Here is a 14,030-nt window from a genome sequence, read left to right as displayed (position 1 = left end):
ACAATTGCAATTAATTAATTCATGAATTTTAGAATTTTGTGTACTTTTTCTATTGCAGTTTTGATTGTGATAAAATGATTATAGATGTATTATGCGATTCTTTAAAATATTCTTTTTCAAACCCTAAAAATATCCTGAAATTGGGTTTATTTGAGTTATTTTCTGTATTTTTCATACCTGCTTTTTTTGTTTCAGGGTATCAGTATAAGATTATAGAACATTCCTTGGATTCGATTATCGGCGGTGACGACCAGATGGTTGAATTTAATGGATTTAAGCAACTTTTTTTCAATGGAATTAAAGTATATGTTGTAAAAGTGATTTATTTATTAATTCCTCTTGCAGTGATGTTTCTATTAAGATGGGATGTTGTTCATGGGGCGTTCGAGTTTATTGTGTTTTCAATCCTGTTCGTGTTAACATATAGCTATGGTTATATTGCCATTGCCCATATGATTAAAAAGAATTCATTTAAAAAAGCATTTAATCTTAATGAGATAAACCATATCATAATTAGTCAGATTGGTCTTAAACTAGTATTAGGAGTGTTAATAGGTTTTGTTATCATTTATTCTGGATTGGGTGTATTTCTAGATGATTTTGTAGATTTTCTTAATTTGTTTATTACTGCAGATATTACAATTTTCTCATTCTCCATTGATCTGGCAGGTTTTGTGGTCCTGATAATATTTGCATTGTTAGTGCAACCATTTTTACATATTTTAGTTGCAAGAATCGTTGGAATGGTTTATATGGATTTTAATTAAATTAATTCCCAAAAGAATTATCAGTTAAGTATTATGCTGTTTTTCTGCTGTGTTAGGGGATAATAAATAAATGATTTATTTTTAATAATTTAGTATTCTGCACTGATTATTTGGATTTTTCCCTTAACTTTTTGATTTCTGATATTATGTAGATTGCGTATTGTTTTTTTGGAATTAATTTGTATCGGCATATTTAAAGGGAGATATGATTTATTGAGATTTAAAATAGATGATTGTTTCATTAATTTTAAATTAATAATTTCATAGTGATATGCCGATAATGTAAATATATATTTACATATTTGTTAATTAAATAACTCATGTTATATAAATTTTTTTATAAAAAAATTTTAGAAATCAATTTATATTCTATATTTTTTAATTTAAAGTGCAATTATAAATTTATTATATTGTAAATTTTAATTTACATTTTTATCAATATGTTTATTTGTTGCTTTAATAAATATAAAATTAGGTGGATATTGTGGAAAAACAAAGTAAATATCTTATAGTATTGTTGGCTGCTTTTGTGATATGCATGGGGGTGTTCTGGTTCCAATTCAACAATGACGTGTCAACATTCATGATAATTAATGAAACTGAAGTTGCTGAAAACGGATCATTTTCAGGTATGCTGGTTGATTCATATGGCAACGGTGTGGCTAACAAAACAATTACATATCATAAGCCGGGTTATCGGATGGGAACAATTGTGGATGTGAGAACCGATGAAAATGGGGAGTTCACGATTGAAAATGCCGAATATTTGGCAGATGCGGGCAATGAAAATTATTATGGTAATTTCACCTTTGCAGGTGAGGGCAAGTATCATGGATGCACTTATGATGGCAATGTGTCTGTAACTCATAATTAGTTTTTCATATTGGCCTGTATAATACATTTATAAATTATTAGAAACAAATGTAAATTATACATTACACTCGGAGGCGTTTATATGAAAAATAACATTAAAAAATTACGTGAGGAATTAGGAATTTCTCAAGAGCAGCTCGCAAATATCGTTAATATTCCCGTTGAAGAGTTAAATGACATTGAATCCAATAAAAACATACCGTCTTTACTGACTGCACGTGATATAACCAAAGCATTGAAAAAGGATTTTATTGCAGATGTTTTTCTGTTTGAGGAATGATTTTTTTTAAAATCTTAAATTATAAATAATTTAAAAGGTATATTTTTAACTATATAATTTTGGAGAGAGTTATATGAAAGGTGAAGTATTTTACGGTAAGGGTATTCGTGAATTGGAAAATGACGAACCGGATTTATATGAATTGGTTAAGGATATCAATGAAACTGTTTGGAACGGTAAGGTTTTAGACTATAAAACCCAAAAATTGATAGCTATTGGAATTACCGCTTCCCGTGCTGATCCAAGAGCAACCAAAAAGCAAATCAAAAGTGCAATTCATGAGTTAGGCATTACCAAAGAGGAAATTATTGATGTTTTAAGAATTGTGTTATTAACTTCAGGAATGCCTGCATTTTCAAAATCACTTCAAATCTTAAACAGCGTTATCGCTACTATGGATGAATAATTTTATCCATATCTTTTTCTTTTTATGTAGATTTACCTATTGAAATAATCTTGGTTTAGACTGTTTTTCATTTTAATTAAAAATTCAGATAAGAATATTGATTTTATCATTGAAAAGTCTATTTTGATGATGTCTCATTTTAATTATTTGATGGTTATGGGATGGCCTGCATTATTGTTTCGAATATGAAAAACACAACGAAGCATATCATTCCCAAATTCATGAACAGGGTTTTATATGGATACTTGAGACTGATTTTGGTTTTTTCACCATTGAACTTGGCTTTTTTGTATCTGCTAAGTCCAACAATTCCCAAAACTACCAATGTTGCACAAACAACCAGATACAATAGCGCTATTGTCAAATCAAATGAGTTTATGGAAGTTTCAAGATTGATTATTGCATTGGCCAATATCAAGCTCACGACCGATCCCATCAGGTTTACGAATGCATGCAATATTATTGGGTAAATCAGCTTTCCGGTTTTGATGTAGACATATGCAAAAAATCCTCCTATCAGTGCTGCGTAGAAGAACTGGTTCAAGTTTCCATGGAACAGCCCAAAAAGAACTGCTGATAGTACTATTGACACTCGTGCACCATACTTGATGCTTCTGTCAATCAGCATTTTCCTAAATAAGAACTCCTCAAAGATTGGCGCGATTATGCTTATCACAATCAGATTGAACAAGATGTCTGTGTTGTTGATCAGCTCATGAACTGGATTTGAGATGTCTGTCTGTATGGTGCTGCTTAGGATTGCGGTTATTCCTAATCCAATCATGTTTCCAATCCACATCAATGTGAATGTGATTCCAAGATATAGTGCAAATGTCTTGGCTGTCGGATTGCTCTTTTCAAGTTTAAAGCTTTCAAGCTTTTTCATCAGCAAGTAAAACACTGGAAACGGCAATATGTAATTGCATAATGAGGATATTGCGCAAAGAATATTGAAATCTGACAAATAGCTGGGATTTGTCATGTTAATTAGATTTACTATAATCATTTGGAATATTATTGCAATCAGACCAAGTGCAAGGTAGCTGAATCCTATTTTTGAGAAGAATTTTTTGTGAATGTTCAAATTTACACCTTGTATACCTTTTTGATTTTTTGTTATTTTTACTTATCGCATAAAATTTAGGTATTCCAAAATATTTATATATGATTGTAAATAAAATTAGGTATACCTAAAAAATGGGGGAGTGTACTTGAGAGGAAGACATGGTGGTGGCCATTCATCAATTGGTTTGGAATTAGGAATGCATTTGTTTTCAGAATTTTTACGTTCATCACATAAGTCAAGATGGCGTATAGGAAATGACATCCATAAGTGTACTTTATGTGGAAAATGCCAGTTTGTATGTCCTGTAAATGCAATAACAGTTAGTGTGCACAATAAGACATGGACATTGAACAACAGGCGTTGCACACAATGCCTTAAGTGTGTTATGAGATGTCCGACTCGCTGCCTTGACCAGGTTCGTTTATAAAATTTTTAGGAATATATAAATTTTATTTCTTTTTTTACTTATTTTAATTATTTGTTTTGCCTAAAAACCTATTTATAACCGTTTAATTTATATATTGTTGATTTTAATATATTATTGCTGAGCTTATTTTCTGTAGTAAAAAATTTCGGAGGATAGTAATATGGGACGCAGACATAGACATGGAAGGTCACATAGTTTATTGCGCCCACGTCCAAGATCAAGTTTGAGCCTGATTAAGGATGTTGCCTTAGGCGCATTTATAGCTCGTGAAATAATTAAGAAATGAGCATATTTTGACATGAATTTGTATTTATGTTGTATATTTTTTACTATTTTTTTTAACATCCCTGCATAACTTCGTTATTTTTTGGTATAACTAAATATGTTTTACTTTTTTAGGTATAACTCAATTTTAGACCGTTTAATTTAAATATAATAGGGATGTTAATATTTAAGTGTATAATCAAAACTTATACCGTAAAGGCATTCCAAATTTAAATTAGCTACTTCATGTTTTTTTTGCATGATTTTACCTCAAGTACACACCTTTGCTTTTTTAAATTTATTGCCTTTATCGTTTGACTATTTTTCATGATTTTTTAGTGTTTTATCCATTATTCAGGTGTGATATTTTTTTGGCATCACTAAAAATTTTTTTGATGCACGTAAATTATTTTTAAGTATAACTAAATAAAAATCCTTTGATTAGCCTAAAAACACTTTAAAAATCGATTAGTTTATATGGAATAATTTATTAATATTGTATTGTCAGATGGCTTATGTAAATCGAAGAAATTTTTTAGGTTTGCATAAGTTTTGAGATCAGGTTCAAAATATCTTCTAGGCTGAGCGGGAGAGTCTTTGTTTCCAGTAATAAAATAGAAATGTTTTAGGTTTACCTAAAATATTAATATTAAAAAAACAAATAGTATATTGTTGGAGTGTATTTTAAGCTTCAAGATATAACTAAAAAAATTTATTAAAAAAGGATGGTATAAAAATGAAACGCGAAGATATTATTAACACTTGTGTAGAACACAAACATGCATTAATTTTTGCAGCAGGAATTGCAACTGCTATCGTAGGTAAAAAAGTATTAGAATCAAAAACTGTTAAAGACGCAGCAACAAGAGGAATGGCTACTGTAATGTCAGCTAAAAAAGACGCTGAAGCATGTTTCCAAGACATGAAAGAAAACGCAGAAGACATTGTTATTGATGCAAACGCTGATACTAAAAAAGAAATCTACGTTGAATCCAAAGAATAGGTTCAATCATTTTTTTTCATAAGTGGTATAAATGAAATTTCAAGTAATGCATGATAGCGGGGTTCGTTTAAGAATCCGCGCTGGCCAATGGGCCTTCACCAAGGAGGAAGGTTATGGCATCGCTTCATTACTTTTAGAGCAAGATTTTATCCATGAGGTTTTCACTTCCCACAGAAACGGTAGTATATTGATATACTATGATGGGGAGGTTGAAAACAAGCATAAGATATTCGATATTCTAAGCGCAATCACAATTGATGATTTGTTTGAAGCCGAACCGACACAGACTCAGGTTTCAAAGGAAATCACAGACGACTTCTATTTGAAATTGTCCAAGATGATCGGACGCAGGCTGCTTGGAAGATGGTTCCTGCCACTGCCTATCAAGAATGCATTGACAATATATCGTGCAATCAGATACGTATGGGAAGGTTTCGACAGCTTGACCGATTTCCGTATAGATGTGGCATTGCTTGATGGTGCTGCAGTTGCAGGAGCATTACTGCAAAGACAATATCAACCTGCAAGTTCCATGATGTTCTTGTTGTCCATCTCCGACGCTTTAGAGGATTACACAGTACAAAAAGCAAAAAGTACTTTAAAAGACAGTTTGGCTTTAAATATTGATACTGTCTGGGTAGTCGGAGAAGACGGTGAGGAAAAACAGGTTTCAGCTATGGATATCAATAAAGGGGATAAAATCAAAATCCACATGGGTGACGTGATCCCTGTGGACGGAAAAGTAGTTGACGGCGAAGCCATGGTCAATGAGGCCTCAATGACCGGTGAGCCACTGGCTGTTCATAAGTCCTTAGGAAAAACAGTTCACGCAGGAACCGTAATTGAAGAGGGTAACATTGTCGTTGAAGTATATTCAATGAACAAGGAAACCAGATTAAATAAGATTATTGACCTTATTGAAAACTCAGAGGAGTTGAAGGCTGAAACTCAAAGCAAGGCTGAAAAATTGGCCGATTCAATCGTGCCGTACAGTTTCCTTGCGACAGCATTGACATATCTACTCACAAGAAATGCATCTAAGGCATTGTCCGTATTGATGGTTGATTTCTCATGTGCAATCAAGCTTACAACCCCATTGTCAATCATATCTGCAATGCGTGAGGCATCCGACAACAGGATGATGGTCAAGGGAGGTAAATTCCTTGAAGCGTATGCAAATGCAGACACAATCGTGTTCGACAAGACAGGAACCTTGACCAATGCAACTCCAAAGGTTGTTGAAGTCATTCCTATGTCAAAAAGATACCAACGTGATGAAATCCTCAGAATGGCTGCATGTATCGAGGAGCACTTCGCACACAGTATTGCTACAGCCATTGTAAACCAGGCTGAAGAGGAGGGCCTCAAGCATGAGGAGGACCACAGTGAGGTTGAATACATTGTTGCTCATGGTATCGTTACCGAATATGATGGCAAACGTGCAGTAATCGGATCCAAACACTTCCTGTTCGATGACGAGAAGGTTAAGGTAACCAAGACTCAAGAGAAGAAGATTGCAAAAAAAGCAGCCGAACACTCTGTAGTTTACCTTGCAATTGACGGAAAGCTTGAAGGATTGATATGCATTGACGACCCTGTAAGGGAAGAGGCAAAATATGTCATTGAAGAGCTTAAGGCACTAGGCATTGAAAACATCATAATGCTTACCGGTGACAGTGAAAGCGGTGCCAAAGCAGGTGCTAAGGCATTGGGCATCACACAATACAGGTCACAAGTTCTTCCGGAAGACAAATCAAGGATTGTCGAAGAGCTTAAGGAGGAAGGCAAGACCGTAATCATGGTTGGAGACGGAATTAACGACTCACCTGCTCTTGCGGCGGCTGATGTATCAGTTTCAATGAAACATTCATCAGATATTGCACGTGAGGTTGCAGACATTTCATTGTTGTCTGATGACTTGTATGACCTGGTAACCCTTAGAAAGCTAAGCACTGGAATGTTGGATAAGATCAATTCCAACTATCGCAATATCGTTGCGGTGAACGGTTCCCTTTTAGTTCTTGGCGTAATGGGTGTTATTCCACCGTCAACATCATCAATGATACATAACCTGTCCACAATGATGTTCGGTGCAATGAGTACAAAATCAGTGCTTAAAGACAGAGACTTTACAAACGATATTGAAGTAGAGGCCGTTGAAGTGGCTGACGCTTCATAATTTTTTTCTTTTTTTCTTGATTTTTTTTGACTCTTTCAAAAACTTTGTTGATTTGAATTTTTTTGATGAAAGTTATCTTTGAATTTTTAATTTCGTTTAAAAATAGTTAAATTTAATAAAGAGTTGGAGTAAAGTTTTTATCATGCCCAATCAAAAAACATTTACTCCAAATAGTATTTTAGATGTTAAACAATATATATTTTGTGATTCTGATGATGGATTAGTCCTTTCAGATCCTCGTTTTGTGAAAATTTTTAAATCCTGTCAAAAGGCTCTTAAATCTTTTGATTTAAGTTTTAAAAAGGATGTTCCTTATTTTAAAATGAGTTTAGCCAGATGCCCCTATTGTGGAACTCGTCATGTTGTTAAATATGGTTTTACAAAAAGAACCCTAGTATTTAAAGAAATAGGTAAAACTAATGTGAAAGTTCAGCGTTATATCTGTAAACGCTGTAATAAAACCTTTCAAACAGATTTAACAAGTCTTGTTGATAAAAACAGCAATTTTACGAATGAATTGAAAAGTGAATCAGAACATTTAATTTCAGATTATCTGGGAAGCTTAAAAAATGTTTGCAAATCATTTAAAAAATTCTTTGGAATCACAGTTTCACATCAAACAATTGAAAATTGGCTTTTTGTTAATGAAAACATTTTAGAATTTGATTTAGGACGTTGCTCGGGTTATTACGTCTTTGATGTTGAATGGATAAAAATCAACGGAGAATGGAAATATCGTCACACATTACTTGATTCCATATCAAATTGCATCATAGCCGATGCAATTTACGATACTGAAGATGAAACAACAGTAGAAAAGTTTTTAAGAGAATCTACAGCAAATAAAAATAAAATTGCAATCACAACAGATCTAGATAAAAAATATGCCTCAATTATTCCAAAACTAGGTTTTAAACATCAATTATGTATTTTTCATACTAAAAAAAGTTTAAATAAACAATTAAAAACTTTTAAAGATAAAAATCGTATTTCTGACGAAGAATATCAAGAATGTCACAAACAACTGAAAATTATCAAAGATTTATTCGATTTAAATGACTATGATGAATTCAAAAATGAAGTACAATCATTAATTTATCATAAAAATGATTTTCATCCAGTTATTTATAAAATCATTAGAAAATCAATAGCTCCAAGATATAAAAGCTTCATTTATCACTTAAAAGATAAACGAATTGAAAAGACAAGTAACAAAATTGAAAATGCATTTCAAAAAACAATGCCAAAATCAAGAAAACGAACATTCAAGACCAAACGAGGGGTTTTAAAACGAATATATCGCAGAGATCTAATTTGGAATGACAATCGCAAAAAGGATTTTGAAAATCAACAAAGTTTTTGAAAGAGTCTTTTTTTTAAAGTTTTAAAAGTTTTTATATGATGATATGCTAATCTAATATTGTATAAAAATTTTTTACTAAGTGATTAAATGTTAGATAATTATAAGAATAAGTTTATTCCATTAATTTTACCAATTTGTATAATCATATTTTGGTATTTAATTACTGAGGGGCTAGGTTTGGTCAATCCATACATTTTACCTGGTCCGATTACAGTATGTCAATCCGCTTGGGAGTTAATTTTAAACGGAAAGCTTCTCGCAAATACCTTGGATACATTATACAAAGTGTTTGGAGGTTTGATTTTAGCTTCTGTAGTTGCAATTCCACTAGGTATTTTGCTCGGTTGGTATAAGACCTTGGAAGATATCGCTACATTGGTTATAAGTGTTTTAAGACCGATTCCTCCTGTTGCATGGATTCCATTTTCAATTTTATGGTTCGGAATTGGAATGTTTCCAGCAGTATTTATCATATTCATGGGTTGTGTATTCCCTATTTTGGTCTATACAATTGATGGTGTAAAAAGAACCGACAAGGTTTTAATAGAATCCGCTCAAACTTTAGGGGCAAGTGATTGGAACGTTTTAAAAAGAGTTATTTTACCATCAGCAGTCCCTTATGTTGTTTCCGGTTTGAAAGTGGGAATAGGTATTGCTTTGATGTGTACCATCTCTGCGGAAATGGTAGGTTCCAGCAGCGGTTTAGGTTACATGATTCTTACAGCAACAAGCCTGTTCGATCCGGGTACAACCGTAGTTGGTATGTTGGATATTGGTTTAATCGGAATCATCTTCGATTATGTATTTACAAAAGCTCAAGAGAGGATATTCTGGTAGGTGTTATGAATGGCAATTGAAGTTAAAAATATTAACAAATCCTTTAAGAGTAAGAAAACTAATCAGTTATCCGTTTTGGAAAATATCAATTTGACAATCGATGACGGTGAATTGGTTTGCCTTTTAGGACCTTCAGGTTGTGGTAAGACAACCTTATTAAGATTGATTGCAGGTCTCGACCAGCCTACCTCAGGTGAGATTGTTGCAAATGGCGAAGTAGTTAAAAAGCCATCTGGTGACAGGGCAGTAATCTTCCAACAATATTCACTGTTCCCATGGTTGACAGTATTGCAGAATGTGACATTCGGTTTGGAAATGACCAACAAGGGTGCAAAAGAGGAAAACATTGCTGCCGCTGAAAGATACTTGACAAGTGTAGGATTAATCGACTTTAAGGATAGCTATCCTCATGAACTTTCAGGTGGTATGAAGCAAAGGGTTGCAATTATCAGATCCCTACTTAATCATTCTCCAATATTACTTATGGATGAGCCGTTTTCCGCATTGGATATGCAAAATAGGCACAAGCTTCAGGAACAATTAATCGGTGTTTGGAAAAGGTTTGAAAACACAATCGTTTTTGTAACCCACGATGTTGATGAGGCAGTATACCTTGCAGATAAGATAGTCATATTGGATAAGAATCCGGGCAGGATTGCAAATATCATCGATGTGGATATTGAAAGGCCTAGAAAAAGAGATTCCAAAGAGTTCATAGCTCTTCAGGAAACTATTGTAGAAGATTTGGATATGGGAGATTAGTTAATTAACTATCTTCTAACTCATTTTTTATTTTTAAAATTTCATTTTTAATTATATTAACGCATTTTTCATCATTTTCATTGATTCTGACTGTACATTCAGCGTGTAAGTCATGTTTTTTCAATAGTTTGCTTACATTTAGATTATATTCGACTGTGGCATTTTTTGTTTTCAGTATTGTTTCAGGACAGCAGTTTTCACAGCCGTTAACGGCTATTACATTATGGTCTTGAGCAAGTTCAATGAATTTTTGATAATTTCCTCCGCTTGCAACAACACAGCAATATTCAATGTCATCGTGTTCAACGGACAAATCGTAAACGCTGACTCGTGACACTTCGCCACGCGGATTCATGCCACTGCATGCACATAACACAATCTTTTCTTTCATCTTATCACAATTTAGCTATTAATGTTCCATGATTTCCGTTTTTTATTCCTTCATACACATAATCCAATGCTTTTGTGATGGAATTATACAAATCATTGTTTTTGGCAAGGTATGCGGTGATTGCTGCGGATAAGTTGCATCCGGTACCGTGTAAATTGTCTGTTTCAATCAATTCCTGCTTTTGAATTGATATTTCTCCGTCAATGTTTATTGTGTTGATACCGTCCAGATGCCCTCCTGTAATCAGGCTGTCACATTTTATTTTTTTAGAAGCTTCAATGGCATCTTCTTTATTGCTGATCTTGATTCCACTTAGCTTTTCGGCTTCACTAATGTTTGGTGTGGTTAAGATTGAATTTGGAAGCAGGTATTTGTTCATCACCTTTGCAATATCCTCTTTTGTCAAATCTCCACCTGATGTTGCCACCATGACTGGATCAACCACAGCCTTCAAATCGTATTGCTTTATCTTTTTGGATACTAATTTAATTATTTCCGGTGAGTATAGCATTCCTGTTTTTATGAACTTAATATCATAGGAATCCATGACGGAATCTATTTGCTCTTCAATGTAGTTTGGTGAAATGGGATGGGTTGAGAAAAATTTGTAAGGATTTTGGGCTGTAAGAGCAGTTACAATGCCTGTACCGTAAACTCCCACTGCTTGGAATGTTTTCAAGTCAGCAAAAACACCGGCTCCTGCTGATGGGTCAACGCCTGCAATGCTCATTACAATCATAAAATCATCTTCTTGTTACTTTAATCCGTTCAGAACCACGGAAAGGTTCAAACTCAACTTTCAGTTCTTTTAAATATTTTCTGGTATGTGTCTTGTCCCCATGAATCATGATTTCTCCCAAGTCTTCAGTGGTGTTGACGTCCAATGCCATGAAGAAGGAATCATGAACTTGTGGGTTAAGCTTTTTCCTTTCAGCGGCTTGCACATGTTCCTTATAGCTGAAACCCTCAAATCTTGTGTGTATTGCCATAGGTTTCATGATAATCATGTTGGTTCCGCCTCCTTTGGCTGGAACTATGATGAAGTCCAGGCTTTTTGAAGCGTCAATCAACATTTGGATATTTGTTTTACCAATCAATGGTATGTCTGATGGAACGATGATTACTTTTTTTGTTTTTCCTTTACAGAATTTCATTGCCTGTTTCAAGGCCTTGTTCAAATTGGAGTTTTCATCCTCCAGGATGGTGTCCACATTCAAACTGTGGGCGTAACTCAACACGTCCTCGTCCCTGCTGATTATGAAGATCTTATCAACATATTTTTTCAAGGTGTCGGTTACATCATGGAGCATTGCTTTTAGAAGTTTTTCCCTTTCTTCCTCTGATAAAAAGGGTGATAAACGGGTTTTAGCATTTTTGAACTTGGTTACTGGGATAATTGCGTATATGTCATCCATGTTATCACTAGTATGTTTTAGCAATTAAAGCGATGTATTTAGCGTCTTTTCCACTGGCTATACATTTACCTTCAGATACTTCTTCCTGTATGCCTAAAACGTCATAACCAGTTTTCTCTTCGATTTCGTGTCCTACTTCCTCTTCTCCGCACCAGTAGAACTTGACCACATTTCCGGATTCAACAAGTTCAGGAACTTCTTCTAATGTGTTTGCAAATTTGACATGCTCTTCCTGGAAGTTCCATGCTTGAGCGGATAAGTTTTCAGATGATTTGTTCAATAGGTCAACCACGTTGGCTGCTAAATTGTCATCCAATGCAATTTCGATTTTTTCCTCTTCATCCCTGCTCATTGCAATTGTAATGTTGTTTTCCAAGTCTCTTGGTCCAAGTTCGAGCTTGATTGGAGTTCCTTTCAATTCCCAATCGTTGAATTTCTTACCCGGTCTGATGTCCCTATCATCAAGGTTAACCCTTAGGCCTTTTGCCTCTAATTGTTCCTTGATTTCAGCGCATTTTGAAAGAACTTCCTCTTTTCCTTTCTTAAAGAGGATTGGAATTATTGTAACTTGATTAGGTGATACTTTTGGAGGTAGGCGTAAACCCTTGTCATCTCCATGGATTCCGATTACAGATGCGATAACCCTGTCGGAAAGTCCTGCACAGGTTTGGTAAACCAGCTTGTGCTCTCCATCCTTGTCTTCAAAGGTAATATCAAATGTTTTTGCAAATGTTTGGCCTAAATTGTGGATTGTACCAATTTGTAAGGTCTTACCGTTAGGCATTATGACATCAAAAGCCATTGTGTAGTCGGCGCCTGGGAACTTGTCCCATTCGGGCCTTTTGGAAATCAGGTATGGAAGACCCAAATCGTCAAAGAATTCCTTGTACATTTCAATGAAGTCCTGAACCTGTTCATCTGATTCCTCGGGTGTTGCATGAGCGGTATGAGCTTCTTTGAATGTTGTGATTTCCCTTACCCTGATTAATGGTCTGGTGTGTTTTGTTTCGTATCTGAAAGTGTTGACGATTTGATACATCTTGATTGGAAGGTCAATGTGTGTTCTGATCCATAATGAATACATCGGATAGATTGCAGTTTCACTGGTAGGTCTTAATGCCAATTGTTCGTTTAATTCTCTTTGACCGCCTTTTGTAACCCAGTATACCTCATCCTCGAATCCTTTAACATGGATTCCTTCCTTTGCTAGTTCGCTTTCTGGAACGAGCATTGGGAACAATACTTCATCATGGTCTTTGTCCAATAAGTTTTTAATAATGTTCATTGAATGTTTTCTTATTTGAAAACCATAAGGTCTCCAAACAGCCATTCCCTTAATAGGATATCTTGAATCAGTTATATCTGCTTGTTCTAAAATATCATGAAACCATTCATCAAAATTTTCCACCATATCACCTAAATAATTTTTTTATAATATTAAATTATCTGTTTTTAATTACTATTAAATTTAATCATGAATATTTCATTAAAAAACAATATTATAATCTTTGTTTCTAAAAATATTTGACAAAAACTTCATATATTATGTTTCAATGAAAGCAATTTTCCAAAATGACTTCAACAAGCTTTAAATATTTTTTTAATCAAAACCAGTATGTAAAAAGCTTTTAAAAGTTATATTTATATATGACCTTCCATAATATAGTTAATCAAGAGAGTTATCTCCAAAACGAGCTAACCTCAACTTTTAAATTATTGACAGTTTAATGCCTAAAGGCGGTGTTGTGAGTTTTTAAACTCGCAATATTGGGCATTAAATTTTTTGTGCTGATTTAATTTTAGTTTTTTTATTTTTGGAATGTTTTCTGTTATTTTTTCTAGATGCAATTTTTGTATTTTTTGTCTCTTTCAAAAACTTGTGTGATTTGAATTTTCACTAGTTTTTGAGTCTCGAAATTTTTTCGTTCTATTTTTTCTTTATTTTTAATTTAAAAGCAGTAAAATTAATATATAAGGTGGAACTTAAATATTAATAT

The 14,030-nt window shown here is 33.8% G+C and carries 16 protein-coding genes; 11 read left to right on the top strand and 5 right to left on the bottom strand.

Going from position 1 to position 14,030, the window contains the following annotated elements:
• The first annotated feature begins 74 nt into the window (after positions 1 to 74).
• The 4 genes from ILA26_RS06020 (at position 75) to ILA26_RS06005 (ending at position 2,326) form a co-directional block, all read left to right on the top strand.
• A complete protein-coding gene (locus tag ILA26_RS06020) occupies positions 75 to 767 on the top strand; it encodes a DUF4013 domain-containing protein (protein ID WP_292895354.1) in 693 nt (230 codons plus the stop codon).
• Positions 768 to 1,251: 484 nt separating this feature from the next.
• A complete protein-coding gene (locus ILA26_RS06015) occupies positions 1,252 to 1,641 on the top strand; it encodes a hypothetical protein (protein WP_292895353.1) in 390 nt (129 codons plus the stop codon).
• Between the two features lie 81 nt (positions 1,642 to 1,722).
• On the top strand, positions 1,723 to 1,920 hold the full coding sequence (locus tag ILA26_RS06010; protein ID WP_292895352.1) for a helix-turn-helix domain-containing protein: 198 nt from the start codon (positions 1,723 to 1,725) through the stop codon (positions 1,918 to 1,920).
• A 73-nt stretch (positions 1,921 to 1,993) separates the two neighbouring features.
• Positions 1,994 to 2,326, top strand: coding sequence for a carboxymuconolactone decarboxylase family protein (locus ILA26_RS06005; protein WP_292895351.1), 333 nt, complete (start codon positions 1,994 to 1,996; stop codon positions 2,324 to 2,326).
• Between the two features lie 154 nt (positions 2,327 to 2,480).
• On the opposite strand, the gene ILA26_RS06000 is transcribed toward ILA26_RS06005, so the two are convergent.
• Positions 2,481 to 3,410, bottom strand: a complete 930-nt coding sequence (locus ILA26_RS06000; RefSeq protein ID WP_292895349.1) for a CPBP family intramembrane glutamic endopeptidase — start codon at positions 3,408 to 3,410, stop codon at positions 2,481 to 2,483.
• Between the two features lie 127 nt (positions 3,411 to 3,537).
• Between ILA26_RS06000 and ILA26_RS05995 the strand changes: the two genes are divergently transcribed.
• The 7 genes from ILA26_RS05995 to ILA26_RS05965 all read left to right on the top strand — a co-directional run bounded on the left by ILA26_RS05995 (position 3,538) and on the right by ILA26_RS05965 (position 10,227).
• A complete protein-coding gene (locus ILA26_RS05995) occupies positions 3,538 to 3,819 on the top strand; it encodes a 4Fe-4S binding protein (protein ID WP_292895346.1) in 282 nt (93 codons plus the stop codon).
• Between the two features lie 160 nt (positions 3,820 to 3,979).
• On the top strand, positions 3,980 to 4,105 hold the full coding sequence (locus ILA26_RS05990; RefSeq protein ID WP_292895343.1) for a hypothetical protein: 126 nt from the start codon (positions 3,980 to 3,982) through the stop codon (positions 4,103 to 4,105).
• Between the two features lie 714 nt (positions 4,106 to 4,819).
• Complete coding sequence (locus tag ILA26_RS05985) at positions 4,820 to 5,086, top strand: DUF6110 family protein (protein WP_292895340.1); 267 nt, start codon at positions 4,820 to 4,822, stop codon at positions 5,084 to 5,086.
• Positions 5,087 to 5,117: 31 nt separating this feature from the next.
• Positions 5,118 to 7,265 (top strand): heavy metal translocating P-type ATPase, encoded by a 2,148-nt coding sequence (locus ILA26_RS05980; RefSeq protein WP_292895337.1) that lies wholly within the window; start codon positions 5,118 to 5,120, stop codon positions 7,263 to 7,265.
• Between the two features lie 142 nt (positions 7,266 to 7,407).
• Complete coding sequence (locus tag ILA26_RS05975) at positions 7,408 to 8,628, top strand: hypothetical protein (RefSeq protein WP_292895334.1); 1,221 nt, start codon at positions 7,408 to 7,410, stop codon at positions 8,626 to 8,628.
• A gap of 87 nt (positions 8,629 to 8,715) precedes the next feature.
• Entirely contained in the window at positions 8,716 to 9,465 is a 750-nt protein-coding gene (locus ILA26_RS05970; RefSeq protein ID WP_292895331.1) for an ABC transporter permease, read from the top strand.
• Positions 9,466 to 9,474: 9 nt separating this feature from the next.
• Positions 9,475 to 10,227, top strand: coding sequence for an ABC transporter ATP-binding protein (locus tag ILA26_RS05965; RefSeq protein WP_292895328.1), 753 nt, complete (start codon positions 9,475 to 9,477; stop codon positions 10,225 to 10,227).
• Positions 10,228 to 10,231: 4 nt separating this feature from the next.
• Here ILA26_RS05965 and ILA26_RS05960 read toward each other — a convergent pair whose 3' ends face one another.
• The 4 genes from ILA26_RS05960 to proS are packed head-to-tail and all read right to left on the bottom strand — an operon-like array spanning position 10,232 to position 13,444.
• Positions 10,232 to 10,618, bottom strand: coding sequence for a putative zinc-binding protein (locus tag ILA26_RS05960; RefSeq protein ID WP_292895325.1), 387 nt, complete (start codon positions 10,616 to 10,618; stop codon positions 10,232 to 10,234).
• A gap of 4 nt (positions 10,619 to 10,622) precedes the next feature.
• Positions 10,623 to 11,357, bottom strand: coding sequence for a bifunctional hydroxymethylpyrimidine kinase/phosphomethylpyrimidine kinase (gene thiD / locus ILA26_RS05955; protein WP_292895322.1), 735 nt, complete (start codon positions 11,355 to 11,357; stop codon positions 10,623 to 10,625).
• Between the two features lie 4 nt (positions 11,358 to 11,361).
• Complete coding sequence (gene cofC / locus ILA26_RS05950; protein WP_292895319.1) at positions 11,362 to 12,033, bottom strand: 2-phospho-L-lactate guanylyltransferase; 672 nt, start codon at positions 12,031 to 12,033, stop codon at positions 11,362 to 11,364.
• Between the two features lie 7 nt (positions 12,034 to 12,040).
• The gene (gene proS, locus ILA26_RS05945) at positions 12,041 to 13,444 is read right to left on the bottom strand and encodes a proline--tRNA ligase (protein ID WP_292895316.1); all 1,404 of its coding nucleotides are present in this window, start codon (positions 13,442 to 13,444) and stop codon (positions 12,041 to 12,043) included.
• Positions 13,445 to 14,030 lie beyond the last annotated feature (586 nt).

Origin of the sequence: Methanobrevibacter sp. (genome assembly GCF_017940815.1) — an archaeon.
In the GTDB taxonomy this organism is placed as follows: domain Archaea; phylum Methanobacteriota; class Methanobacteria; order Methanobacteriales; family Methanobacteriaceae; genus Methanocatella.
This window is presented reverse-complemented; position numbering and strand designations above follow the sequence as displayed.